The sequence below is a fragment of the Streptacidiphilus sp. MAP5-3 genome, assembly GCF_041262505.1.
GTDB lineage: Bacteria > Actinomycetota > Actinomycetes > Streptomycetales > Streptomycetaceae > Streptacidiphilus.
This window is the reverse complement of record NZ_JBGCCL010000021.1, coordinates 41,662-66,509: the sequence shown is the minus strand read 5'-3', so window position 1 is coordinate 66,509 and position 24,848 is coordinate 41,662. Positions and strand designations below refer to the sequence as shown.

The following is a 24,848-nucleotide window of genomic DNA, read 5'->3' as shown; positions in this document are numbered from 1 at the left end:
TTTCCGGAAGGTTGCCGCGCATCTAGCACTGAGATGTATTGATGCACTACAGTACACGAAAGCGTTACGCAGGGGCGGGCCCTGTGACGCGCCGGCACGAGTGCCGTCGTCGGGCTTCGAAGAGAGTCGGAGACTCGTCGACGGGCCAAGGAAAGAGAGACGATGACGACTGAGGCAACCCCGGCCGTGCGCACCCCCGGCAGAAGGGAGCGGAGCAAGCAGCGTGTGCATGATCGCCTGTACACGTCCGCTCTGGAGCTCTTCGCCGAGCAGGGATACGAACACACCACCATCGACCAGATCACCGAGCGCGCCGACGTGGCCAGGGGAACCTTCTTCAACCACTTCCAGCGCAAGGAAGACCTCGTCACCACCTGGGCCCACCGGCGTCAGGAGCAGCTCCGGGAGTTCATGGAGAAGTCCCTGGCCCACACGGACGACGGAACCACTGTCCAGCTGGAGCGGTGCATGTCCGCGCTCGCCGACTTCAACGAGGCGGACAACAACCTCACCCCGGTCATGCTGGCCGCGTGGGTGAAGTCCGGCCAGCCGCTCCAGGAGGAGACCGAGTACGCCAGTCACGTCTTCGTCCGGGTGCTGTCGGCGGGCCGGGACCGGGGCGATGTGGCCTCCGACGTCGATCCGGTGATGGCAGGCAACATGCTGCGGGACGCCTACCTGGGGCTCCTCTACCGGTGGAGCCAGGCCACCGACGAGGTGGTGCCGCTGCACGCCGAACTCCGCGCCCTGCTCAGGATCGCGCTCTGCGGCGTCCTGTCGTACGCCAGCCGCTGCGGCGGCACGACGCAGCGGACCCCGGAGACGGCCGCATCCGGGGCCTGACGCACACCGAGCGGCAACCACGGGGGTGCTCGGGCCTGTTCTGGCCCGTGTGGGTCGCTCGGACGCATGCGGGATGATGGGGTCAGGCGAACGGTCGACGCAGACGACCTGGCAGATCACATGAGGGGCGGCGCTGTGGCAGACGGCGTATCCACCGGCGTGTCCACCGACGTGTCCACGGACGCATCCGCGGAACCGCGTTCGGTCCGCGAGGACGGCTCCGAGGCCGCAGCGGCCCCGCGGGCTTCGCTGCGTCGGCGACTGGGTGGGGGTGTGGTCTTCCTCGTCCTGGTCCTGTTGTTCGCGCTGCCCTGGGGCACGCTCTTCGCCATGGGCGTCCACTGGCCGTTGCCGGTCTTCGTGGCGGGCACCGTCGTCTTCGCCGTGGGCCTCGTCTCCTTCCCGTTCCTGATGGTCGCGGGCCATGGACGCCGGCGGATCGACCGGGCCTCCCGGATCGCGGACAGCACGCTCGGGATCGTCTGGGTGCTCTTCACCTGGTCCGTCCTCGGTGACCTGGCGCACCTGATCCTGGTCGCGCTGGGCTTGGGCGGGGTCGGCCAGGCCCGGATCATCGCTGTCGCCGTCGTCGTGGTCGCGACCACGCTGCTTGCCTGGGGCCACTTCGAGGCGATGAGGGTGCCCCGGGTGAAGCAGGTGGAGGTCACCCTGCCGCGGCTCGGCGCGGGCCTCGACGGCACGCGTGTCGTCGTGCTCGCCGACACCCACTACGGCCCGATCGACCGGGCACGCTGGTCGGCGGGCGTCACCGAGGCGGTGAACGCGCTCGACGCGGATGTCGTGCTCCACGCCGGCGACATCGCGGACGGCACCCCCACCCAGCGCCGGGAGCAGTCGGCGCCGCTGGGGTCGATCCGCGCACGCCTGGCCAAGGTCTACGTGACCGGTAACCACGAGTACTTCAGCGAGGCGCAGGGTTGGCTCGACCGGATGACCGAGCTCGGCTGGGAGTCGTTGCACAACCGCCACGTGATCGTGGAGCGCGGCGGCGACCGGCTGGTGCTGGCGGGCGTCGACGACGTGACCGCCGAGTCCTCCGGCCTGGCCGGGCACCGCGCGAACCTGCTGGGCGCACTGGCCGGGACGGACCAGGACCAGCCGGTCCTGCTGGTCGCCCATCAACCCAAGTACGTGGCACAGGCCGCCGCCGCAGGGATCGACCTGCAGGTCTCCGGGCACACCCACGGCGGCCAGATCTGGCCGTTCAACTTCCTCGTCCGCGTCGACCAGCCGGTCGTGAGCGGCCTCAGCCGACACGGGGAGCGCACCCAGCTCTACACCAGCCGGGGCACCGGCTTCTGGGGACCGCCCTTCCGGGTCTTCGCACCGAGCGAGATCACCCTGCTCACGCTCCGGGCAGGGTGACGACAGGAGGCCGGCATTGTCCGCAACGCTGACGGTGACGCACAAGGCCATCGGGGCCGAGGTTCGGCGCAGCCCCTACGACGTCGTGCTCGACGGGGAACGCGTCGGGACGGTCGCCATGAACGCCATGTTCGAGACACCGGTCGAACCCGGCCGTCACGCCCTGCAGGTCCGCAGCGGCCGAAACTCCAGCCGCACCACGACCTTCGACGCCGCCGAGGGTGAGACCGTCGCCTTCCGCTGCACCGGAAAGAGCTTCCTGCCGGTCTTCCTCCTGTCCTTCGCCGTCCCCAGCCTGGCCCTCCGGCTCAAGCGCCAGTAGGCACGGTTCGCGGGCTGCCGTTGTGCCGGGCGACAATCCGGCACCCGCATTCCGCGTCCCCTGGACCAAGACGGTGTGCGGTCGCGCCCGCCAGCATGGGTCGAAGCCTCGCCAGGCCGCACGCCGTATGCCGCACGCCGTATGCCCGATCAGGAGGACCCGTGACCGCCCAGCCGACCGCGAACGAGCACCCCCAGGCCGAACCGCTGAGCCGCACCGACCTCGTGCCCGTGCCGGAGGAAGAGCTGATCTTCCGGCTCCCGCCGGTGTTCACCGATCCCGCCGTCGAACGCCGCCACCGCAAGGAGCGGCTCGCGGGCGCGCTGCGGCTGTTCGGGCGCTTCGGCTTCGAGGAGGGCGTGGCCGGCCACATCACGGCACGCGACCCGGAGTTCACCGACCACTTCTGGGTCAACCCCTTCGGCGTCTCCTTCAAGCACATCAAGGTCAGCGACCTGCTGCTGGTCAACCACGACGGCGACGTCGTCCAGGGCCGACACCGGGTGAACCGGGCCGCGTTCGCGATCCACGCGGCGGTCCACGCCGCCCGGCCGGACGTGATCGGCGCGGCGCACAGCCACTCCGTGCACGGCAAGGCCCTGTCCGCGACCGGGCAGTTGCTGGAGCCGCTCACCCAGGACGCCTGTGCCTTCTACGAGGACCACGGCTGTTACGAGACCTACTCCGGCGTCGCCAACGACCCGGAGGAGGGCCGCCGGATCGCGGCCGCCCTCGGTGGGAACAAGGCGGCGATCCTGCGCAACCACGGCCTGCTGACGGTCGGGGCGACCGTCGACTCCGCCGCCTGGTGGTTCATCACCATGGAGCGCTCGGCCCAGGCACAGCTCCTGGCCAAGGCCGCCGGCGAGACGATCCGGATCCCGCACGAGGAGGCAAAGCTGACGTATGGTCAGGTCGGCTTCGAGCTGGCCGGCTGGGTCCAGTTCCAGCCGCTGTTCGACCAGATCTCGCGTACCGATCCCGACCTGTTCGACTAGGACGCGATCACCCTTGCGAGAGCGGCCCAGGACAGCGCCCGACTCTACGGCGGAACGCCGAGACTGATGGCCATGCTGTCCATGCGCGAGGCGTTCGGCCACGCGAGCGCCCGGGACCAGGGGGCCACCCACCAGGCCATCGAGGATGCCCACCACCACTTCAACCGAATCAACGCCGGTGACGACGACCCCGCCTGGGTCCAGTACTTCGACCGGACGAGGTCTACATGCTCGTCTGACCCCGATGCTCAGCCTGAGCTCCCCCTGGTGCTCCGCGCGGCGGACGTGGCCCGGCACGGATACGGCCCGGCGGTCGTTGATCGCTCCGGCCTGCGGTTCTAGCCTGCCGTGGACGGGCCCTGTGCGCGGGCCCGCCGCGAGTGGACCGGACGAGCAGGGGAGCAGCGTGGATTCCGCCGATTCCGCGATCAGGGAGCTGTGCCGCCGTGCCTTGACGAACGCGGACGACCTCGCCTCCCGCGTGGTGGAGCAGATCGTCCGCGACGAGTCCGAACTGGCCGACGGCTCGGAGGTGTCGGTCGCCGAGATCAGTGACGCCACCGGGCATCTGATCCGCAACTTCCTTCTCCACATGGCTGAAGGGGTCCCTCCGGACCTCGGCGCGGTGCGGGCACTCGGACATCGCCGCGCCCAGCAGGGCGTGCCGCTGCCCGCCCTGCTGCACAGCTTCCGGATCGGGTTCCGGTTCGCCTGGTCGTACCTCGTTGACCAGGTCGCCCCGGTCGACACCGACACCCTGCGTGCGCTGGTAGAACAGGCCGACCGGATGTGGGTGCTGCTCGACGACTACTCCGCCGAACTGCGCGACGCCTACCGGGACCGCACCGCCGAACTGCTGCGGATGGCGGAGGCCGAGCGCCACCAGCACCTCGACACCCTGCTCGCCTCGGGGCCGGTCGAGACCAGCAGGCGACTGCAGAGCGCGGAGGCGCTGGGGCTCGCGCGCAAGGGCCGCTACCTCGTGATCGCGGCCCAGGGTGCCGGGCCGGCCGTGCGAACGGCCTGGGAGGGCGCACTTGCCGGTCGCGGCGCCGGAGTCCTGTGGCGCGACTCCCCGGACGGTACGGTCGGGGTCGTCGGCGCAGGGCGGGCACCGCTCGACTGGGCGGGACTCCCCGACCTGCTCGACGCCGAGGACGTCCGGCTCGGGTCGAGCGAGACCTTCACCTCGATCCTCGACGCGGCCCGCGCGCTGCGCCAGGCACGGCTGGCACTCGGCAGCATCCCCGGAGGCGCCCGCGGCCATCACCGCTACGGCCAGTTCCCGCTGGGATGCCTGATCAGCGCGAACCCCGAGGACGCGCTCGACCTCGCCGTGAGCACCCTGCACGGCCTGGCGGACCTCCCGCAGCCCCAACGCGACGCCCTGCTGGACACGTTGACCGCCTGGTTCGACGCCGGCGGGTCCACGGACGGTGCTGCCCAGGCGCTCTACTGCCACCGCAACACCGTCCGCTACCGGCTGCGCCACGTCGAAGAACTGACGGGGCTACAGCTAAAGGACCCGAGGGACGCGTCCCATCTCTATCTGGCGGTCCAGGCCTTCGACCAGTTCGGTCGCTCCGACCTGAATTGACGAGCCGTCAGGCATGCAGCCAGGAGACCGGGAAGGAGCTGCCGGAGAGCGCGCCGTCCTGGGTGAGCAGGGTGCCGGCGCGTTCGAGGTTGGTGGTGTTCACCGTCCCTGCCGAGGCGAAGTCCTCGCCGTTCGCGGTGACGTTGCTGAACTGCACCTGGTGGAAGTCGGGGCACGGCGGGATGGTCTGGCTGCCGATCGCCTCGACGATCACCTCGGCCGAGCTGAGTTGCGCGTTCGCGAGGGTCTTGGTGTAGGTCTTGGTCCAGCCCCGGGTGGGGTCGGCGAGGGTGAGCGTGAAGTCACCGCTGCCGTCCGTGGTGACCGAGGACGTCATGGTGTCGCCGGCCTTGATCGTCTCGGTGAAGTAGATCGAGTTGGCCGGGTACATCTCGACCCACGGGTTGTACTGGACGGCGCCCTTCCGGGTGCAGACCGCGTCGAGACCGATCTGCTCGACGGTGGTGCTGGACCATCCGTCCAGGCCGGACCAGAAGGATATGTCTCCGGCGGTGGCCGAGCAGTCCAGTGCCGGAACGGTCCAGTCGCCGGTGACGGTGCGGTAGGTCCCGCCGGTGACGGCGTAACCACCCCAGTTCTCGTTGCCGCTCTGGTGCCGGCGCAGACGGTGGTCCAGGTGCGGCACGGGTGCCGGCTTCGAGGCTGTCGCGGCCACGCGCGAGCCGGCGGGAGCGGCTGAGGCGTCGGCCGTGGCGCTGGTCGGGGCGGCGAGGACGCCGGCGAGAGCAAGTGTCAGCAGTGCTGCCGGTGCGGTGCGGCGCATGGGGGTCCCCCTGTTCAACATGGCTGTGGTCAAGGGCGTGAGGGATGCAGGAGAGGGCCGGTCCCCGAGCGTGCGTGGAGGACGCCGCTCGGGGACCGGCCCTGCCCCGCTCGGTTACTCGTGCAGGAACGTTTCTGTGAAGCTGGTGCCGCTGGAGCCGAGCGCGCTGGTGTGGGCCTCGGTCACGCCGTTCGAGGGGTCGAGCGCGGTCGGGCTGGAGGAGCCGAGCGACTTGCCGTTGACGGTGGCCGAACTGAAGCTCAGGGTGCCGAAGTTCGGGTAGGCGCCGGTCGGCGACTCGATGATGACCTCGGCGCTGGCCCGCGATGCGGAGAGCGACTTGGTCGTGGTGTACGTCCAACCCTTGGTCGAGTCGGCCAGCTTCAGGGTGTAGCGGTTGCTCCCGGCGTACGTCACCGACGCGGTGAGGTGGTCGCCCGCGGAGACCGGGTGCGAACTCGTGCTCAGGTAGACCGGGTTCGCCGGGTACATCTCGTACCAGGGCTCGTCCACCGGGCTGCCGCTGGAGCAGTCGGTCGCCACCCCGGTCTGCTCCACGGTGGAGGTGCCGTAGCCGTCGATCCCGACCCAGGGGGCGTAGAGGTCGTTGCTGGAGTTGCAGGTGGCGCTCGGCTCGGTCCAGCTCGCCGAGACCGAGGTGAAGCCACTGCCGGTGGCGGCGTAGCCGCCCCAGTTGTAGCCGTTGATGTTGTAGTGCAGCGGGCGGAACGACAGTCCCTGGGCAGCCGCCGCGGTGGCCGGCACGGCGGGGGCGGCGAGAGTTGCTGCGGCCGCGACGGTGGCGACACGTATCAGAAATCGGCGCATGCTGGCTCCTTGGTGAGGGGCGATCAGGACGCTCGTAAGCTGGCCCTCGTGTGGGCAGCGGTGCCGAGCATGCCGATTGTCATGAGACACAGCAAGAGGTTGCGCAGTGCAAAGTTGTGGGCGAACTTCCACGCAGGGCTGAAGAATGACGAAGTATCAGACTAAAGCGGTCGCGGAAAATCCCGGATCGGTCCCGGCGGCGAGAACGGCCGAGGATGTCCGCCCGAAGACCGCGGGCTCGGTTGCCGGTGAGCCGGACGCCCTCCCCGCGTGGGCGCTGCGACCTGGCGGGTGGCTCAACCCGTGGAGTCGGGTAAGGAACCAGTAAGAGGAGCGGGCGGCGTATTGGCGCGGCCTTGATGCCCGGGGGCAGTGCGGGCCGCATTCCGGCGGGTTGCGGGCCGGTGTGGCTGGTCGGGGATTCTCATCTTTCGGGGGTCCCCGGCGGGCGACACGCATTCGCCTTGCTAGATTGCGCAACTCTGCAACCGTCCGCGTGGTCGGAGCGTCCCTCGGGTGAACGCGGTTGCCGTGGTCGCTGGAGTGCGAAAGGTGTGAACGATGTCCGACGCGTGGGGCGGTCCTCCCTCGGGAGGCGGCTTGCAGCAAGGCGGCGACCCGTATCCGGGCCCGGAGGCGGCCGGACGGGTGCCGCAGGCGACGGGTGCCGCCCGGCGGTCCGTGCCGGAGCAGCGCGGCGCGGGGGAGCCCGCGGTGGGTGGCCGCGCGGACCGCCGTCGGGGCGCAGCGGAGGCATCGCAGGAGCGGCGCCGTCCCGGCGCGGTGTCGGCTTCGGTGCTGATCGGGCTGCCGCTGGTCGGCGCCCTGGTGAGCGGGGGCGGCGGTGCGGCGCTCGACGCCGGTGCCGTGCTGGGTGCCCTGTGCGCCGCGCTGCTCTGCTCGCGGCCGGGTGTGTGGTGGGTGTCCACCGGTGCTCCGCCCGTCGTGCTGCTGATGGCCCTGGCCGGCTTCGTGGTGCGCGACTCCGGAGGCTCGACGGGGAAGTTCGCGACCGACATGGCCAAGTGCGTCGCGGGGGCCTTTCCCGCGATGGCGGCGGCGATGGCTGTCGCGGTGGTCGTGGGTGTGGCGCGGCTGGTGGCCGCGCGTCGGAGCGGGTGACAGGTTGTGGCGGAACGCCGGGAGGAGCAGAGCGGCATGGGCAGGGCGGCACAGCGGGGCAGGGGCGCGGCCCGACGTCCGGGGAGGGCGTCGAAGGCGGTCGTGGTCGGGCGGACGGCGGCGGTCTTCGGGTCGGTGACGGTGCTGGGCGTGGCCGGGGTGTCCTGGTACGGGGTGCAGCAGTTGACGTCGGGTGTGCTGAGTTCCAACGCCCTGGCGGTGTCGGGGCAGAACGCGCCGCCGAAGCTGGACAACTCGGAGAACATCCTGCTGATCGGCCTGGACAGCCGGAAGAACAACGACGGCTCGAACCTGCCGGGTTGGTTCGTCCAGGACGAGCTGCACGCGGGCTCGTCCAGTGACGTCGGCGGCTACAACACCAACAGCCTGATCCTGCTGCACATCCCGGCGGACGGGAGCGCCAAGGTCCAGGCGGTGTCGATCCCGCGTGACGACTACGTGATGAGCTACAACGGCGACGGCTCCGAGCAGGGCATGCACAAGGTCAAGGAGGCCTACGGCCTGGCCAAGGCCGCAGCCATGCCGGGGCTTGAGGCCAAGGGCCTGACGGGTGCGGCGCTGGAGCAGGCCAGCCGTGAGGTGGGGCGTGAGGCGACGCTGACCACGGTGCAGAAGTTCCTCAACGTGCACATCGACCACTTCGCCGAGGTCAACCTGATCGGGTTCTACGACATCGCCCAGGCGATCGGCCCGGTCACGGTCTGCCTCAACCACGCCACCTCCGACCCGGCGGAGGACGGCCAGGGCTCGGGCGCGAACTTCCACGCCGGTCTCAACGTGCTACAGACGCCCGCCGAGGCGCTGTCGTTCGTGCGCCAGCGGCACAACCTGACCAACACCGACGGCGACGGCAACGGCGGCGACTTCGCCCGCACCCACCGTCAGCAGGCCTACATCACCTCGGCCGAGACCCAGTTGAAGAAGGACGGGGTGCTCTCCGACCTGACGAAGCTTCAGGGACTGCTGAACGTGGTCAAGAAGGACGTGGTGATCGACAACCAGTGGTCGATCCTCGACTTCGCCCAGCAGGCGCCGAACCTGACCGGCGGCAAGGTCACCTTCAACACCCTTCCCATCACCGGACTTCCCACCGTGGACATCCCCGGCGAGGGCATGCAGTCGGTCAACTCGGTCAGCGTCCCGCAGGTCCGGCGGACCGTCACGGCCCTCTTCGCGGACGCCCCGGCGCCGTCCTCCGCGCCCAAGGCCGGCGCGTCGTCCGCGCCTGCGTCGGCGACGACCGTGGACGTGCTCAACGCCTCCGCGCCGACCGGGTCGGCCGGGGTCGAGTCCGCCGCGCTGGTCGCTGCCGGGTACACCAAGGGCCTGGTCGGCGACCACGCCCCCGTCAGCAGCACCGAGGTGCTCTACGGCGCGGGCGAGCAGGCCGCCGCGCAGCAGATCGTGGGCAAGCTGGGCGTCGGCTCCGCGAGCGCGAGCAGCGCGGTGGCCGCCGGGCACGTCGAGGTGGTCCTGGCCTCGGACTTCACCCCGCCCGCCGCCGGATCCGGCTCCAGCAGCGCGGGCAGCACGCCCAGCCCGGCCAGTACCGCGCACCTGGTCTTCCAGGGCCCGGCGGTCAACGGCGGTGGCAGCGGCATCCCCTGTGTCGACTAGGGCCTGTCGTCAAACTCCCGCCGGGCCCGGCCCGCCTGGCACGCCCATCTGCTGCGTTGTCGGATCACCCAAGTACGGCCCAGTACGTGGGCGACCCTCCGCCTTGCATCTGACCGCGCCAGACGAGCCGGGCTGATCCGACGGGAGTTTGACGACAGGCCCTAGTTCCGCGCCCGCCGGCCCTTGCCCGCCAAGCCGCGGCGTCCGGGGCGTGCGCACGCCGGCCCAGTCGCTCTGACGCCAACGAAGCTCCTGGAGGCAGCCCATGACCGAGTACGAGCACCTTCCCCACCCGCACATGCCCTCGCGACGGGCCAACCACCCGGTGCGCACCGCGGACCAGCATCCCCAGGGGAGCGCGGTCAGCCGCTTCAACACCAAGGTGGCGCTCATCGTCACCCGCGCTGTCGGCAGCATGTGGTGCGCCTACGCGTTCGCCCTCTTCGACCTGATCAGCCTGCCGTCCGCGATCCAGGGCGGGGCCTCGGCCATCGTCTCCTGGGTGGCCCAGACCTTCCTGCAACTGGTCCTGCTGTCGGTCATCATGGTCGGCCAGAACGTGCAGGCCGACGCCGCCGACAAGCGCTCCCAGGCCACCTACGAGGACGCCGACGCGACCCTCCACGAGGTGGCGCTCCTTCAGGCCCACCTCGCGGCCCAGGACATGCTGCTCACCCGCATCGCCGAACAGGTCGGTGTGAGCCCGGTTCCGGTCATCGACCCGCCGACCGGGATGACCATCCCCGCCCCCGCGGGTGGCGCCGAGCGGTTGTAACCACGGCGTGGGGTTACTCAACACCCGATTGTCGTGTAGACAGTGGCTCTGAACTTCCTCTGAACTGTTCCACTGCAGGAGGGGAGCCAGTTGGTGCGCCAACTCGATGCCGCCGCCGCGACGGTGACCCGCGATGACGTCCTGGACAGCGCCGTCCGGGCACTCCACGAGGCACCGGGGCTGGTCCTCCTCGGTGCGGCCGGCAGCGGTCGCTCCCACATGGTCGAGCGACTGGTCGAGCACGGCCGGATCAACGGCGTGCGAGTGCTGCGCTGCGCGCCGGTCGAAGCCGAACTGCCGCTGCCCTTCATGTGCCTGATCGATCTGTTCGACACGGTCCCCGACGAGACCCTGGAGGCGCTGCCGACCGGGCAGCGGGACGCCCTGCGCGCGGCGTTGTTGCGCGGCGCGGACGAGGACGTGGATCCGGCCGGGGCCCGGGTCCCGCTCGCGGTGCTCACCCTGCTGCGCCGGTTGGCCGCCGAGGGCCCGGTCTGGCTGGTGGTGGACGACGCGCAGTGGGTGGACGAGCCCACCGCCCGGGTCCTCTCCTTCGTCGCCCGCCGAACCGCGGGGACGGGGCTGCGGATCATCGCCACCGAGCCGACCGGCTGCGGTCGGGCACTCGTCCATGACGTGCTGTGCCCCGACGGCGCCGTGCGGCTGACCGTGCCGCCGATGGGGCCTGCCGAGTCGGCCGCGCTGCTCGCGGAGCACGCGGGCGGCGCCCCGCTGCCCAGCAGCACCGTGCAGCGGATCGTCGAAACCGCCGCGGGCAACCCGCGCTACGCGCTGGAGTTGCTCCGCTCGCTACCGCCGGGCGGTCGCCCGGAGGCGGCGGCGTTGGGCGGCGCCGACCGCGCCGACCGCGCCCCGCTGCGCGGCCTGCTGCTCGACCGCCTGCACGCGCTGCCGCAGGAGGTACGCGAGGCGCTCGTACTCGTGGCCGCGGCCACCCGCCCCGACCTCACGCTGCTGGCCACGGCGGGCGGCCCGTCCGTGACGCTGCATCTGGAGACCGCGGAACGCCTGGGGACGATCCGCATCGGACCGGACGGACACGTCCACTTCGACAACCCACTGCTGCGCAGTGCCCTCTACACGGAGGCGAGCGGACACGAGCGACGGAACGCCCACGCCCGGCTCGCCGACGCGGTGATCGAGCCGGTGGAGCGGGTACGGCATCTCGCGCTCGCCAACCCGGCCCGGGACGAGGGCGTGGCACAGACCCTGATGGTCGCCGCTGCCGCCGCCCGTCGCCGCGGCGCCCCCGGGGCGGCGGCGGAACTGGCCGCCCTCGCCGTGGTCCGCACGCCCGCCGACGCCGAGGCCGCCCGCACCGAGCGGCAGTTGGCCGCGGCCGACTATGCCGTGGACGCGGGCCGCCGCGATGTCGCCCGCACCGAGGCGCAGTTGCTGATCACCGAGGCCCGGAGCCCGGAGACGCGGGCGCAGGCCCGGATCGTGCTGCTGCGCTGTGCGGGGCAGTCGCTGGAGCACGAGGGCGGACTGATCCGGGACGGGCTGAGCGACGCCGCTGCCGCCCGCTCCCCGGGCCTGGAGGCCCGGTTGCGCTGCTGGAGTGCCTCCCGTGACCTGCTCGCCGGACGGATCCACCGGGCCGAGACGGAGGCGCGGCGGGCGGCCCGCCTTGCCGTCGAGACCGGCCTGTGGGAGACCGAGCTGGAAGCACTGACCACGCTGGCGTATCTGCAACGGCTGGGCGGCGACCCGGAGGCCGAGGCGACCTTGCGGCGGGCGCTGGCGAACGCGCGCGGGCGCGGCATCGACGAGCTCGTGCTGGGGGAGGCACTGCGGACCGAGGCCGTCTTCCACCTGCACGCCAACCGCCTGACGGCGGCCGAGAGTTCGCTGCTCGGGATGCTCGCCCGCCTCGGGGGGCAACTTGGCGTCGAGGAGCAGATGGGCCTTCAGATCCATCTCGCGGATGTGCGCATCAACTCCGGCGACTGCCGGGGCGCGCTGCAGGCCGCTCGGCGCGCCCGCGAGCTCCACGCCGAGCTGGTGGGGACGGAGGCGCTCCACGTTGCCGGCGGCCGAGAGGCCGTCGGGCACGAGACCGTCGGGCACGAGCGGATCGGGCGCGAGCCCACTGACCACGCGGTCATCGGGCACGCGGTCGTCGACCACGAGGTCAACGGTCACGAAGCCATCGGTCACGAAACCATTGGCCGCGAGGCGGAAGCGGCGGGCCCGGTGCTGTACATCACCGCCGCCGCCGAGTCGGTCGGCGGTTCGCTGGACCGGGCCCGGCTACTGGCCCAACGTGGCGCCCACCGCGCCGCCCGGGAGGGCAACCGCTTCTGGCGGCTGTGGAACCTGACGGTGCTGGGCCGGGTGCATCTGATGGCCGGAAAGGCGGCGCAGGCCGCCGAGGTCCTGCGTGAGGCGCGCGCGATCGAGCGGGAGATGGGCATCGTCGACCCGGGTGTCGGCCGCTGGCACGCCGATCTGGCCGAGGCCCTGGTCGGCGAGGGAACGGAGCAGTCGCTGGCCGAGGCGGAGGAGTTCCTCGACGAGGTGTCCGCTGCCGCCCGGCGCCTGGGCCGGGAGGCGGTGCTGGGCACGACGGAGCGCGCCGGAGCCCTGCTCTGCCTGAGTCGCGGTGAACTGCCGGAGGCGACCGCGCTGTTGGAGTCCTCGATCGCCCGACTGCGACGGGAGGGCCTGCCGCTGGAACTGGCCCGCGCGCTGGCCGCGTCCGTCGAGGTGGAGCGGCGCGGACGGCGGCACGCCGCCTCCCGGCGGGCCGCCGACGAGGCGCTGCAGATCTTCCAGGACGCGGGCGCCGCAGCATGGTTGGCCTCGATCGAGCCACGCACGCAGGGTGCGGTCCAGTCGGCGCCCGCCCGTCGGCGGACCCCGCATGCGGCAGTCTCCTCCCCGCTCACGCCCTCGGAGCAGCGGATCGCCGCACTGGCCGCGGCCGGCGCGACCAACCGCGAGATCGCGGCGGACTGCTACCTCAGCGTCAAGACGGTGGAGGCGTCGCTGTCCAGGGTCTACCGGAAGATCGGCGTCAGATCCCGCACCGAGCTGGCGTCCCGTACCGAGCAAGCGTCCCGTACCGAGCAAGCGCAGACGCTGTCGGGTTGACGGTCGATCGGTAGCTCCAGAAGTGGGCGGTCTTCACCAGAGTTTCACAGGCAAGGGTCAGGCGACGCACAGTCGAGGGTTTTCCCGCCTTACGTCGAGGGAGCGGGAGTTCCTACGGTTGGGGCAACTGCTTGACCCGTGCATGATCACCTGCACGGATCAGACTCGACCTCCATGGAGGACGTCCCGTGACTGCCCGCCGCCTCAAGACCCTCGGTCTCCTCGCCGCTCCGCTCCCGGCGATCGCCGCGCTCGCCCTCACCACGCCCGCCCACGCCGTGGCCCAACCGCAGGTCGCGCTGCGCGGCGACGTGGTGAGCGCCATCAGCCACTCCGTCCGCACCGGCGCCGTCGCCTCGTCGACGCGCCTGAACGTCACCGTCAGCCTCGCGATGCGCGACCAGGCCGGTCTGCGGGCCTTCCTCGCGCAGGTCACCGACCCGCACTCGGCGCAGTACAAGCACTATCTGACGGTCAGTCAGTTCGCGGCCCGCTACGGGGCCGGTCAGGCGACCGTCAACGAGGTCACCGGTTACCTGAAGTCGCAGGGCCTCCACGTCGGACAGATCGCGGCGAACCACCTCTCCGTCACGGCCGCGGGCAGCGCGCAGCAGGTGGAGAAGGCTTTCGGCACCAGCCTGGCGACATACCACGACGCCGGTGTGAAGCGCGACTTCTTCGCCAACACCACGGCCCCGAAGATCCCCGCCGCGTTCGCCGCCGACGTGGTGGACGTCTCCGGGCTCGACAACTTCGCGGCGCACCGCCACTTCAACCACGTCAACACCGCTGTCCGGCCGAACGCCACCGCGCCCGTGGCCGGCCTCGACCCGACCAGCGGCCCGGCGGCCTACGACCTCGCGTCGCTCCAGTCCAGCGGTGACAACGGCACCGGGGTGACCGTCGGCCTGGTGGAGTTCTCCGCGTTCTCCCAGTCCGACATTTCCACCTACGACTCCACCTACGGCCTGAACGTCAGCGCGCCGACCGTGGTGAACGTGGACGGCGGCACCACCGACACCTCCGGCCAGGACGAGGTCGACCTGGACATCGAGGTCATCCAGGCGCTGGCCCCCGGCGCCACCATCAAGGTCTACGAGGCGCCCAACTCCACCGCCGGCGACGAGGCGCTCTACTCGCAGCTGGCCAGCGACAAGGTGCCGGTCGTCTCCTCCAGCTGGGGCCAGGCCGAGTCGCAGATCGACGCCGCGAACCGCACGGCCGACGACCAGTCCCTCCAGGAGGCGGCAGCCCAGGGGCAGTCGGTCTACGCGGCCTCCGGCGACAACGGCTCCGACGACGCGGGCGACGGCGGCACCTCGGTCGACTTCCCGGCCAGCGACCCCAGCGTCTCGGGCGTCGGCGGCACCACCCTCTCCACCAACTCCGACGGCTCGTACGGCGGGGAGACCGCCTGGTCCGGCAGCGGCGGTGGTACCTCCACCGTCTTCACCCAGCCCAGCTACCAGTCCGGCGTCACCAGCGACACCAACCGCGACGTGCCGGACGTGGCCGCGGCCGCCGACCCCAGCACCGGCTGGGCGGTCTACACCGGCGGCCAGTGGGAGGAGGTCGGCGGCACCAGCGGCGCCGCGCCCAACTGGGCCGCCTTCACGGCGATCTACGACCAGGTGGCGGCCGCGAAGGGCCACGCCGCGTTCGGCAACGCCAACTCCACGATCTACGCCGACGCGGGCGGCTCCAACTACGCCAACGACTTCCACGACGTCACCAGCGGTAGCAACGGCGCGTTCAGCGCCGGCACCGGCTACGACGAGGTGACCGGCTGGGGCTCCTACGACGGCGCGAAGTTCATCTCCGACAACCTCGGCTGACGCCTTCGCACTCCGCCCCGAGAGGTCCCGGCTCCCTTCTGCGCAGGGGGGAGCCGGGACCTCGGGCTGTGCGGGAGCGCGTCCCTCCCGCGGCATCGGCGCCTGCCCGGGGCGCTGGTGCCGCGGGGATCGCCCGACACGCGAACGGGATCGGAAGAATCGTTTGGCCACGGACGACCGGCTCTAGTGTGAGCGCCGTCCCCGTGACCACTCAGTTCGAGGAATCCCCATGCGCCTGCGCAATGCCGTCACCTCGGCCGCCGCCGCTCTGCTGCTCACACTCGCCCTCCCCGCCGCCGCCCACGCGGCCGACGGCGAGTTCCGCTACCAGTTCGGCCCCGGCCTCACGTCCTCCCTGGACGAGCCGCCGAGCGGTGAATGCATCGACATCCCCGAAGCGGCCCTCGACAGCCCCGCCTACGCGCCGCAGAACTTCACCGACGCGACGGCGACGGTCTTCCTGGACTTCGGGTGCAGCGGCGACACCTACCACGTGATGCCCCCGGGTGCGGTGCGCGGCCAGCGCCTCATCGTCCGCTCCGTCGTCTTCTCCTGACCGCCGCACTCGCAGCACCCCGTACGGCCCTGGCCGCCGCCCACTGCACCTGGGCGGCGGCCCGAGGATCTCTTCGCGCTGGCGACCGGGGCGAGTAGGCGCGCGGGCCGGGCGCGTTGCACTGCGATGATGGGACGCGTGCGCTACCGCATCCTCGGCACCACCCAGGCGCTCCGCGACGACGGCATGGCCGTCCAGGTCGGCGGAGCGCGGCTGCGTGGGCTGCTCACCGTGTTCGCGCTGCGGCCAGGCCGCAGCGTGCCCGTCGCGATGCTGGTCGACGAGGTGTGGGGCGCGGACCCGCCCGCCGACGCGCCAGGCGCGCTGCAGGCGTTGGTGGGGCGGCTGCGACGGGCTCTCGGGCCCGGCGCGATCGTCTCGGTCGACGGGGGTTACCGGCTCGCCGCCGCGGCCGAGGACGTCGACCTCTTCCGGTTCGACCGCCTTGCCGCCGACGGTGTCCGCGCTCTCTCCGACGGCAACCCGGCCAAGGCCGTCGAGGTGCTCGACGACGCACTGGCCCTGTGGCAGGGGCCCGCTCTTGTCGATCTGCCCGATCGGGAGGCCGAGGCCTCGCGCTGGGAGGTCAGGCACCTGGACGCGCGCCGTGCCCGCCTCGACGCGTTGCTGACGCTCGGCCGGGCGGACGCGGCGCTGCCCGAGCTCGCCGCGCTGTGCGACGCGTCCCCCCTGGACGAGTTGTTCCAGGCACAGCGGCTGCGCGCGTTGCGGGACTTGGGGCGCACGGCCGAGGCACTGGCCGGGTACGAGGACGTACGCCGCAGTCTCGCCGACCAGCTGGGCGCCGACCCGGGCCCCGAGCTGCGGGCGCTGCACGCCGAGTTGCTGTCCCCGGCCGAGCGCGCCGAGCGCGCCGAGCCTGCTGGGCCTGCTGGGCCTGCAGTGCGGCCCGGCAACGCGTCCGGCCGGGCAGCGCAGACCCCGCCGGGAGCGCCCCGTCCCCCGGGCAACCTGCGCGCGCGGCTCACTTCCTTCGTCGGCCGCAGCGCCGACATCGACACCATCCGTGCCGACCTGGCCGGGGCCCGACTGGTCACCCTGATCGGTCCCGGTGGCGCGGGCAAGACCCGACTCTCGCAGGAGGCGGCCGAGGGGCTCGGCGGCACCGCGGCCGCGCCGGACGGCGTCTGGCTCGCCGAGCTGGCTCCCGTGGGGGACCCGTCCGCCGTCCCGGAGGCGGTGGTCAGCGCCCTCGGCGCTCGCGAGACCGTCCTTTCCGGCGCCGGCGCGGAGGAACTGCGCGCCGTCTCCGAGCGGCACGGCGACGACCCGCTCACCCGGCTGGTCGAGCACTGCACCGACCGCCGCATGCTGATCGTCCTCGACAACTGCGAGCACGTGATCGACGCCGCGGCCGCGCTTGCCGAGCAGCTCCTCGCGCGCTGCCCCGGCCTGACCGTCCTCGCCACCAGCCGCGAACCGCTCGGTGTCCCGGGGGAGTTGCTGCGACCGGTGGAGCCGCTCCCGGAGCCGTACGCGCTGCGGCTCTTCGGTGACCGCGGCGCGGCGGTGCGCCCCGGATTCACCCCGGACGAGGACCCGGAGGCCGTCGCCGAGATCTGCCGCCGCCTGGACGGGCTGCCGCTCGCCATCGAACTCGCGGCCGCCCGACTACGGATACTGACACCTCGTCAGATCGCCGACCGGCTCGACGACCGGTTCCGACTGCTCACCTCCGGTTCGCGCACCGCTCTGCCCCGCCAGCAGACGCTGCGTGCGGTGGTGGACTGGTCCTGGGACCTGCTCGACGAGCCCGAACGGGGTGTGCTCTCCTGGCTGTCCGTCTTCCGGGGCGGCTGCGATCTGGCGGCGGCCGAGGCGGTCTGCGGGCCCGATGCGCTGGACGCGTTGGCCTCGCTGGTCGACAAGTCCCTGGTCGTCGCCGGGCCCGACGAGGGCGACGGCGTCGACGGGGGCATGCGCTACCGACTGCTGGAGACGGTCGCCGAGTACGCGGGTGACCGGCTCGACGAGACCGGCCGGCGTGCCGACGCCGAGCGCGCGCACCTCACCTACTACCGCGAACTCGCCCGCACCACCGACCCGTTGCTGCGCGGGCACGGCCAACGCGCCGCGATCGCCAGGCTCGAGCGTGACTACGAGAACCTGCGCACCGCGCTGCACCGCGCCGTCGACGCCCGCGACGAGCAGGAGGCGATCAGCCTCGTCCTGTCGCTGAGCTGGTTCTGGCAGATGCGCGACCTGCGTCCCGACGCCCGCGTGTGGGGTGAGGCCACCTCTGCGCTCGGCCCCGACCCCTTCGCGGGACCGGTGCGCCCCGCGCCGCCGCTCCTCCAGCGCTGCACGGACACCCCGCCGCCGCTCGCCGGAGACCTGCTCGACGAGGCCCGACGCCAGGTCCACCTGCTCCGGCTCGCGTACCTGGACGTGGAGGCGGAGCAGTGGCAGACCGAGGAGGGCCAGGCCCGGCTGCACGCCATCATCGACACCTACCGCGCCGACCTGCCGCAGGCCTGCCGTCCGCCCGGCAACGTCTGGTACTTCGCGGTCCTGATGGTCGGTCAGCCGGATCTCCTGCGCGAGCTCAGCGACCTGACCGTGCGCACCTGCCGCGAACTCGGCTACACCTGGGAACTCGCCCTCGTCCTGGAGACCCGCGCCAACCTCCTTGCCAACCGCAGCGAGTGGGCGCAGCAGGCGCTCACGGACGCGGACGAGGCCATCGAGCTGTTCACCCGGCTCGGCGACGAGTGGGGCGTCGCCGAGGGGCTGTCGGTGCGCGGTGAGGCGCACGAGAAGCTCGGCCACCTCGCCGAGGCCGCTGCCGACTACATCAGCGCCCGCGAGCTCGCCGAGGACATGGGCGCCCACACCCAGGCGACGATCCTCCAGGTCAGGCTCGGTCAGGTGCTCATCGACCAGGGCGAGGGGGAGCGTGGCGAGCGGATGCTGCGCGAGACCCTGGAGCCGTCCCGTCGGCTCGCGAACGAGGCGCGGCCCGCAGCCAGGATGTTCCTGGTCACCCGGCTCGGCGAGACCGGTCGCATCGCCGAGGCACGTGAGCAACTCGCCCTGCTCCGCGGGGAGGTCACGTCGAGGGAGGCCCCGTTCGTCCATGGCGTGCTCGCGGGGATGGAGGCGATGATCGAGGTCCTGGACCGGCGCCCTGACCCGGCCCTGGAGCGGTTGACGCAGGCCCTCGACCTCGGCGCCGACCCGCTCATCTCCGTGATCATGCCGCACCTGCGGGCGACGTATCTGCTCACTGCCGCCCGCGCCCTCGCCCAGCGTGGCGACGAGGACGGCGCCCTGCGCGCCGCGCGGCTGGTCGGCGCCTCCGACGCCGCGCTCCCGGACGGCCATGTCCCGACCGCGACCGAACTGCGTTGGCGGACCGCGGCCGAGGCGGAAGCGCGGGCCCTGCTCGACGAGGCGGGTTACGACCGCGCCTACGCCGAGGGCGGCGGCCTCTCCGTGGAGGAGGCCGCCGCCCTGCTGTGACGGGCACCGGGGGACCGGTGTCCCGCGGGCCGACGAGTCCTGGCGGCGGGTCAGCTCTTCCTGGTGAACTTGCGGATGGCGACCGGGGCCATGACCAGGGTCAGACCGGCGGTCCAGGCGAGGGTCACCGTCAGCCCGTGGGCGATCGGGCCGCCGGTCATCAGGCCGCGCGCCGCGTCCGCGAGACCGGACATCGGGTTGTAGGTGGTGAAGCTCTCCAGCCAGCCCGGCATCGAGGTGGTCGGGGTGAAGATCGACGAGCCGAACTGCAGCGGCATCATCACCAGGAAGCCCATCGCCTGCACGGACTGGGCGTTCTTCATGGTCACACCGAGGACCAGGAAGATCCACATGACAGCGGAGCCGAAGAGCGCGGACAGGCCGACGGACGCCAGCAGACCGACCCAGTGGCCGTTGATCTGGAAGCCGACCAGGAGCGCGACGATCATCTGGACCGTCATGGCGACCAGGAGACGGACCAGTTCCACCGAGATCTTCGCGACCAGTACGGAGCCACGGCCGATAGGCAGTGACCGGAAGCGGTCCATGATGCCCTTGTTGAAGTCCTCGTTGAACCCGGTGCCGACGGCCTGCGCGATGTTCATGCTCATCATCGCGATCATGCCCGGGATCACGTACTGGACGTACGCCGCCTGACCGCCGCCGAGCGCCTTGCCGATCGAGCCGCCGAAGACGTAGACGAAGAGCAGGGTGAAGATGACGGGCATCAGCACCGCGTCCATCATCGACTCGGGATCCTGCTTGATCCACAGCAGGTTGCGGCGGATCAGCGCACCGGTGTGGCGGAGGTGGCCGCGCAGGCCGATCTTCGGGTCGGCCTCGATGGTGATGGTGGGGACGGTGGGGGAAAGGGTGACGGCGCTCATGCGGAGACCTCCTCGAGAACGGGCGCGGTCTGCTGCGGCACGGACGCCTTCTGGCCGGTGAGAGACAGGAACACTTCGTCCAGGCTGGGCAGTTCGGTGGTGATCGAGCCGATCGTGAGACCGCGGGCGGTGACCGCGCCGACGACCGTGGTCAGCTGCTCGTCGCTGACGATCGGCACCAGGACCTCGCCGGACTCGGCGTCGATGACAGCGCCGGGGACAAGGGCGGTGGCGGCGGTACCGGCCTGAGCCGGTTCGCCCGGACCCAGTTGATCAAGAGCGTGCGCCAGCGGGTCCAGCTCCAACGGGTCGGCGGGACGGATCCGCAGAGTGCGGCCGCCGACCTTCGCCTTGAGTGCGTCGATGCCACCGCTGGCGATGACCTTGCCGCGGTCGACGACGGTCAGCTCGGAGGCCAACTGCTCGGCCTCCTCCATGTACTGGGTGGTGAGCAGTACCGTCACGCCGTCCCGCACCATGCTCCTGACCTCGGCCCACACCTCGTTACGGGTGCGGGGGTCGAGGCCGGTCGTCGGCTCGTCCAGGTACAGGACGTGCGGGCGGCCGATCATCGACGCGGCCAGGTCGAGGCGGCGGCGCATGCCGCCGGAGTACGTGCGGGCCGGACGGGTCGCGGCGTCCGTGAGCGAGAACCGCTCCAGCAACGCGTCCGCGCGGGAGCGGGCCTCCTTGCGGGACAGGTCCAGCAGCCGGCCGATGAGGTAGAGGTTCTCCCGGCCGGAGAGCTTCTCGTCGACCGAGGCGTACTGGCCGGTCAGGCCTATCACCCGGCGCAGCTGCCGGGGCTGCCGCACCACGTCGTACCCGGCGACGATGGCCTGCCCGGCGTCCGGGGTGGTCAGGGTGGACAGGCAGCGTACGAGGGTGGTCTTGCCGGCGCCGTTCGGGCCGAGGACACCGAGGACGGTGCCTTCGTGCACGTCCAGGTCCACGCCGTCCAGTGCCCTGGTCTCGCCGAAGTGCTTGACCAGTCCCCGGACGGACACGGCCACCGGGCGGCCGGATTCGGGGGTCTTGTCGATTCGCGTCATGACCGCCAAGCTGCCAGGCCCTGCCGACAGACCGCCGACACGGCGTCGACACGGGGCTGGTAGGGGCGGCGTCCGCCGACAGATCTCCGACAAGCCGCCGACAGGTCTCGGTCGGAACTCGTGGGACGGGTACGGAGCACTTCCGGCCATTGTGTTCCCGAATGCCGTTGCGTACTACACCTACGGGAGGACGTGGACTACGTTGGCGACGTAGTTAGGTGTTCATGCCATCTACGTGGAGGCCCGTCATGCGCGTCAGTGTCGACCCGGACCGTTGCTGCAGTTCCGGGCAGTGTGTGGCAGCCGTGCCGGAGGTGTTCGACCAGTCCGAGGACGACGGGGTCGTCCTGCTGATCCAGCCCCGGCCCCCGGCGGAGCTGCAGTCCGCCGTACGCACGGCGGCCGGCATCTGCCCGGGCCGGGCCATCTCGGTACAGGAGCCCTGAGCAGCCGGGCGGCGCCCGCCAGCCGCGCCGCCGGGCCGCGGAACCGTGGAACCATGAAGGAGAACCACTCGTGACCACTGTGGAGCCGATCGACGCCATCACCTTCCCGGCCGCCCGCGGCGGCTGCCCGTTCGCGCCGCCGCCCGCCTACCAGGAGGCCCTGGAGCAGCGGCCGATCACCCCGATCTCGCTCTGGGACGGTTCCCGCGCCTGGCTCGTCACCCGGCACGAGGACGTCCGCGCCGTCATGGGCGACAGGCGGTTCAGCGCCGACGCACGCAACGCCGGCTTCCCGTTCCTCAGCGACGGGCGCCGGGAGTTGGCGACGGAGAACCCGTCCTTCATCCGGATGGACGATCCCGAGCACGCCAGGTTCCGGCGCATGCTGACCGGCGACTTCATCATCAAACGCGTGGAGGCGCTGCGGCCCGAGGTCCAGCGGATCGTCGACGGCTTCCTCGACGGGATGACCGCGCACCACCCCCCGGCGGATCTGGTCGCCGAGTTCGCGCTGCCGGTGCCGTCGCTGGTGATCTGCAGGCTGCTGGGCGTGCCGTACCAGGACCACGACTACTTCCAGGAACGCAGCCGGATCCTGCTGAACAACCACACCACGGCCGACCAGGTGCGCCGGGCGAACGACGAACTCCGCAGCTACCTTGAGGAGTTGGCGGAACGCAAAGCGCACGAGCCGGACGACCGGATCATCAGCCGGCTGGTCGCCCGCGGGGATCTCACCGGCTTGGAAGTGGCCGGGATGAGCCTGCTGCTGCTGATCGCCGGCCATGAGACCACGGCCAACATGACCGCCCTGTCCACGCTCGCGCTGCTGCGCGATCCGGCCCAACTCGCCCGGCTCCGGGAGGATCCGACGCTGATCAAGGGCGCGGTCGAGGAGTTGCTGCGCTTCCTCAGCATCGTCCAGAGCGGTACGGTCCGGGTCGCGGTCGAGACCGCGGAGCTCGGCGGCACCACGATCGAGGCCGGGGAGGGCGTGGTGTGCATGCTCTCCACCGCCAACCGGGACGGCTCCGTCTTCGCGTCGCCGGACGAGTTGGATGTCGGGCGGGACGCCAGGCGGCACGTCGCCTTCGGGTTCGGCGTGCACCAGTGCCTGGGACAGCCGCTGGCCAGGCTGGAGTTGCAGATCGTGCTGGAGACCCTGATCCGGCGGCTGCCGGGGCTGCGGCTCGCGGTTCCGGTCGAGCAGGTGCGGTTCCGCACGGACGCCGCCGTCTACGGCGTCGAGGAACTGCCCGTCGCCTGGTGAGCTGAGCGGTGGTTACCGCCCGGCGGCGTGCGGGCGGGAACCACCAGGCCTTCCTTCTGGCCGACCGTCAGCAATGCTTGATGATCTTGCTCCACTGTGCGTAGGTTCCGGTGGTCAGGTACCGGTCGTTGACGTAGCCGGAGAAGTTGGCGCCGTCGTCGACCGAGAACCAGTAGTGGTCGCCGGTCCCGTCGGCGTCGTCGGACCCGGTGGTCCAGCAGTAGGTGATCAGCTGGTTGCCGTTGTGGCCCTGGTAGTACGCGTTGTGGCCGTGGTCGTAGTCCGGCGAGTTCTGCATCGAGAGGTACGAACCCGGGGCGATGTCGGTGACGTGTGCGCACCAGTCGTTGGGGTTGCCGCCGATGGAGCACTTGTAGAGCCCTGACGGTGGTCCGGGGGTGGGCCCGGCGCACTGGTCCACGCCCGGTAGCCAGGCCGGTCCCTTGAGGAAGATGTTGCTGAGCCACCCGTGTTGGGCAGGCAGGTAGGACCAGACGTCGTTGGTCACCCCGCCCGAGGTCACGGGATCGGCGTGCTCCTGGCAGCTGACGTAGACCGTGGTGGGGGACGGCAGGGTCGCCGTGACCGCGGCCTGCGTCGTGGGGGCGGTCCGCACGTGGGCGTCCGTGGCCCACGTCTGCTCGGGGGTGCCGCTCGGCGGTGGCGGGGTGGGGCCGGGGTGGACGATGTCGCGCTGGCGGATCGCGGCGGCGACCGCGCGCCCGGCGGTGTCGGCCGCCACAGCGTGTGCCTTGAGGTTGTCGCTCGCGCTGTCGCCGTAGTCCCGGTACGACACGTGCGGCGGGTCGGCGCCGACGAAGCCGCTGTTGGCGAAGTCCGTCAACCACTTCTGCTGCCAGCTGGAAGAGCCGGGGTACGCGGACTCGTCGCAGACGGCGTCGTCGGTGCGGCACACGTCGAAGTACCGTCCGTCGCCCACGAATCCGGCGAACACCTCGGGCACGGGAAGTCGCTGCATCAGCCCACCGTGGTCGACATCGGCGGTGCCGACGGAGAAGTCGGGGTTCAGCGTGGTCATGTACCCACGCTGGGCCAGGCCGACCTGGCCGTTGTAGCGCGACGCGTCCCCGACGTCGACGATCGCGCCGATCTCGTCGGACTCCCGCTGGTTGCCCGCGATCACCGACTGCGCGAGCGCGTTCTTGACGACCTGGGCCCCCTGGGAATAGCCGAGGAGGATCAGCGTGGGGCGGCTGGCGCAGGCCGAGTAGAACTGGATCGCCTCGACCAGCTTGTGCCATCCCTCGGCCATCGACGTCGGGTAGTCGTCGGGTCCGAGGTGCCACGGGAACCAGGAGGGCAGGTTCGCCGCCGACGCCGGGTAGGGAAGATTGCGCACGGTGACCTCGTCGGACGTCACGTGCCGGTCGGCCAGCGCGCTCACGAGCGCCCTGACGTAGGTGTTGTTGACGCCCACGTCGCCGTACGGGTAGATCTGGCCGGTGGAACTGTCCTTGTCGTATTCGCCGGTTCCGTAGGCGGAGAGGATCACCCAGGGCTTGTCGCAGTTCATCGCCGGCTGCGGCATCGGGTACTCCGCCCGCGCCGCGGTGGCGTTGCCCAGTGACAGCATGGACGCCAATGCCAGCAGCAGTGCCAGTGCGGCTGCCCACACCGGCCTCCGGAATCCCTCACACGTCGCCGGCATCATCTGCCCTCCTCCGCCCGACCAGGTCCGCGCCTGGGCATCTGACACCTCGTCCGTATCCCAGACAGGCGACGACCATACTGGACGTACACGTCCGATCTGGGGCGGATGCTTTGCGATAACTCGATCGAGTGAAGAGTGAAGGATGAAAGGTCGGGTCGGTCCCACGGTGACCGGAGCCGCTGTCAGCCGCAGTCGCCTACCGGGCGACGGCGAACGAGTGGACGCACTTCGAGCGCC

The 24,848-nt window shown here is 71.4% G+C and carries 20 protein-coding genes; 15 read left to right on the top strand and 5 right to left on the bottom strand.

The genetic code is table 11. From position 1 onward, the window contains the following. The first annotated feature begins 162 nt into the window (after positions 1 to 162). The 6 genes from ABH928_RS26285 to ABH928_RS26260 all read left to right on the top strand — a co-directional run bounded on the left by ABH928_RS26285 (position 163) and on the right by ABH928_RS26260 (position 5,146). Positions 163 to 843 (top strand): TetR/AcrR family transcriptional regulator, encoded by a 681-nt coding sequence (locus tag ABH928_RS26285; RefSeq protein ID WP_370070745.1) that lies wholly within the window; start codon positions 163 to 165, stop codon positions 841 to 843. Positions 844 to 1,014: 171 nt separating this feature from the next. After that, positions 1,015 to 2,229 (top strand): metallophosphoesterase, encoded by a 1,215-nt coding sequence (locus ABH928_RS26280; protein ID WP_370070847.1) that lies wholly within the window; start codon positions 1,015 to 1,017, stop codon positions 2,227 to 2,229. Positions 2,230 to 2,245: 16 nt separating this feature from the next. Beyond that, positions 2,246 to 2,551, top strand: coding sequence for a hypothetical protein (locus tag ABH928_RS26275; protein WP_370070743.1), 306 nt, complete (start codon positions 2,246 to 2,248; stop codon positions 2,549 to 2,551). A 206-nt stretch (positions 2,552 to 2,757) separates the two neighbouring features. After that, complete coding sequence (locus ABH928_RS26270; protein WP_370070845.1) at positions 2,758 to 3,549, top strand: class II aldolase/adducin family protein; 792 nt, start codon at positions 2,758 to 2,760, stop codon at positions 3,547 to 3,549. Positions 3,550 to 3,615: 66 nt separating this feature from the next. After that, positions 3,616 to 3,891 carry a hypothetical protein gene (locus ABH928_RS26265; protein WP_370070741.1) on the top strand — a complete coding sequence of 92 codons (276 nt, stop codon included), beginning with the start codon at positions 3,616 to 3,618 and terminating at the stop codon, positions 3,889 to 3,891. 64 nt (positions 3,892 to 3,955) lie between these two features. Next, positions 3,956 to 5,146, top strand: a complete 1,191-nt coding sequence (locus tag ABH928_RS26260; protein WP_370070739.1) for a PucR family transcriptional regulator — start codon at positions 3,956 to 3,958, stop codon at positions 5,144 to 5,146. 7 nt (positions 5,147 to 5,153) lie between these two features. On the opposite strand, the gene ABH928_RS26255 is transcribed toward ABH928_RS26260, so the two are convergent. Next, positions 5,154 to 5,930, bottom strand: coding sequence for a G1 family glutamic endopeptidase (locus ABH928_RS26255; RefSeq protein WP_370070737.1), 777 nt, complete (start codon positions 5,928 to 5,930; stop codon positions 5,154 to 5,156). A gap of 114 nt (positions 5,931 to 6,044) precedes the next feature. Beyond that, positions 6,045 to 6,758 carry a G1 family glutamic endopeptidase gene (locus tag ABH928_RS26250; protein WP_370070735.1) on the bottom strand — a complete coding sequence of 238 codons (714 nt, stop codon included), beginning with the start codon at positions 6,756 to 6,758 and terminating at the stop codon, positions 6,045 to 6,047. Positions 6,759 to 7,319: 561 nt separating this feature from the next. On the opposite strand from ABH928_RS26250, the gene ABH928_RS26245 reads away from it, so the two are divergent. The 7 genes from ABH928_RS26245 (at position 7,320) to ABH928_RS26215 (ending at position 19,284) form a co-directional block, all read left to right on the top strand. Next, positions 7,320 to 7,880: a DUF6542 domain-containing protein gene (locus tag ABH928_RS26245; protein ID WP_370070733.1), complete on the top strand. Its 561-nt coding sequence runs from the start codon at positions 7,320 to 7,322 to the stop codon at positions 7,878 to 7,880. A gap of 36 nt (positions 7,881 to 7,916) precedes the next feature. Beyond that, positions 7,917 to 9,518, top strand: coding sequence for an LCP family protein (locus tag ABH928_RS26240; protein WP_370070731.1), 1,602 nt, complete (start codon positions 7,917 to 7,919; stop codon positions 9,516 to 9,518). A gap of 265 nt (positions 9,519 to 9,783) precedes the next feature. Continuing rightward, entirely contained in the window at positions 9,784 to 10,293 is a 510-nt protein-coding gene (locus ABH928_RS26235) for a hypothetical protein (RefSeq protein WP_370070729.1), read from the top strand. A 93-nt stretch (positions 10,294 to 10,386) separates the two neighbouring features. Next, positions 10,387 to 13,410, top strand: a complete 3,024-nt coding sequence (locus ABH928_RS26230; RefSeq protein WP_370070727.1) for an AAA family ATPase — start codon at positions 10,387 to 10,389, stop codon at positions 13,408 to 13,410. Between the two features lie 188 nt (positions 13,411 to 13,598). Further along, positions 13,599 to 15,245 carry a protease pro-enzyme activation domain-containing protein gene (locus ABH928_RS26225; protein ID WP_370070725.1) on the top strand — a complete coding sequence of 549 codons (1,647 nt, stop codon included), beginning with the start codon at positions 13,599 to 13,601 and terminating at the stop codon, positions 15,243 to 15,245. A 229-nt stretch (positions 15,246 to 15,474) separates the two neighbouring features. Then, a complete protein-coding gene (locus ABH928_RS26220) occupies positions 15,475 to 15,801 on the top strand; it encodes a hypothetical protein (RefSeq protein WP_370070723.1) in 327 nt (108 codons plus the stop codon). Between the two features lie 129 nt (positions 15,802 to 15,930). Further along, a complete protein-coding gene (locus tag ABH928_RS26215) occupies positions 15,931 to 19,284 on the top strand; it encodes a BTAD domain-containing putative transcriptional regulator (protein ID WP_370070721.1) in 3,354 nt (1,117 codons plus the stop codon). Positions 19,285 to 19,334: 50 nt separating this feature from the next. Here ABH928_RS26215 and ABH928_RS26210 read toward each other — a convergent pair whose 3' ends face one another. Continuing rightward, a complete protein-coding gene (locus ABH928_RS26210) occupies positions 19,335 to 20,171 on the bottom strand; it encodes an ABC transporter permease (protein ID WP_370070719.1) in 837 nt (278 codons plus the stop codon). Further along, a complete protein-coding gene (locus tag ABH928_RS26205; RefSeq protein WP_370070716.1) occupies positions 20,168 to 21,223 on the bottom strand; it encodes an ATP-binding cassette domain-containing protein in 1,056 nt (351 codons plus the stop codon). The genes ABH928_RS26210 and ABH928_RS26205 overlap by 4 nt, the downstream gene beginning before the upstream one ends. 248 nt (positions 21,224 to 21,471) lie before the next feature. Here ABH928_RS26205 and ABH928_RS26200 point away from each other — a divergent pair, with 248 nt between their 5' ends. Further along, positions 21,472 to 21,669, top strand: a complete 198-nt coding sequence (locus ABH928_RS26200; RefSeq protein ID WP_370070714.1) for a ferredoxin — start codon at positions 21,472 to 21,474, stop codon at positions 21,667 to 21,669. Positions 21,670 to 21,739: 70 nt separating this feature from the next. Continuing rightward, positions 21,740 to 22,939 carry a cytochrome P450 gene (locus tag ABH928_RS26195; RefSeq protein ID WP_370070712.1) on the top strand — a complete coding sequence of 400 codons (1,200 nt, stop codon included), beginning with the start codon at positions 21,740 to 21,742 and terminating at the stop codon, positions 22,937 to 22,939. A gap of 67 nt (positions 22,940 to 23,006) precedes the next feature. Here the strand turns inward: ABH928_RS26195 and ABH928_RS26190 are convergent, their stop codons facing one another. Beyond that, positions 23,007 to 24,575, bottom strand: coding sequence for a cutinase family protein (locus tag ABH928_RS26190; RefSeq protein WP_370070710.1), 1,569 nt, complete (start codon positions 24,573 to 24,575; stop codon positions 23,007 to 23,009). Between the last annotated feature and the right edge of the window lie 273 nt (positions 24,576 to 24,848).

Coding starts and splice junctions, on each gene's coding strand:
- ABH928_RS26285 (WP_370070745.1), top strand. CDS start 163: ATGACGACTGAGGCAACCCCGGCCGTGCGCACCCCCGGCAGAAGGGAG.
- ABH928_RS26265 (WP_370070741.1), top strand. CDS start 3,616: ATGGCCATGCTGTCCATGCGCGAGGCGTTCGGCCACGCGAGCGCCCGG.
- ABH928_RS26255 (WP_370070737.1), bottom strand. CDS start 5,930: ATGCGCCGCACCGCACCGGCAGCACTGCTGACACTTGCTCTCGCCGGC.
- ABH928_RS26250 (WP_370070735.1), bottom strand. CDS start 6,758: ATGCGCCGATTTCTGATACGTGTCGCCACCGTCGCGGCCGCAGCAACT.
- ABH928_RS26245 (WP_370070733.1), top strand. CDS start 7,320: ATGTCCGACGCGTGGGGCGGTCCTCCCTCGGGAGGCGGCTTGCAGCAA.
- ABH928_RS26240 (WP_370070731.1), top strand. CDS start 7,917: ATGGGCAGGGCGGCACAGCGGGGCAGGGGCGCGGCCCGACGTCCGGGG.
- ABH928_RS26235 (WP_370070729.1), top strand. CDS start 9,784: ATGACCGAGTACGAGCACCTTCCCCACCCGCACATGCCCTCGCGACGG.
- ABH928_RS26220 (WP_370070723.1), top strand. CDS start 15,475: ATGCGCCTGCGCAATGCCGTCACCTCGGCCGCCGCCGCTCTGCTGCTC.
- ABH928_RS26215 (WP_370070721.1), top strand. CDS start 15,931: ATGGGACGCGTGCGCTACCGCATCCTCGGCACCACCCAGGCGCTCCGC.
- ABH928_RS26210 (WP_370070719.1), bottom strand. CDS start 20,171: ATGAGCGCCGTCACCCTTTCCCCCACCGTCCCCACCATCACCATCGAG.
- ABH928_RS26205 (WP_370070716.1), bottom strand. CDS start 21,223: ATGACGCGAATCGACAAGACCCCCGAATCCGGCCGCCCGGTGGCCGTG.
- ABH928_RS26200 (WP_370070714.1), top strand. CDS start 21,472: ATGCGCGTCAGTGTCGACCCGGACCGTTGCTGCAGTTCCGGGCAGTGT.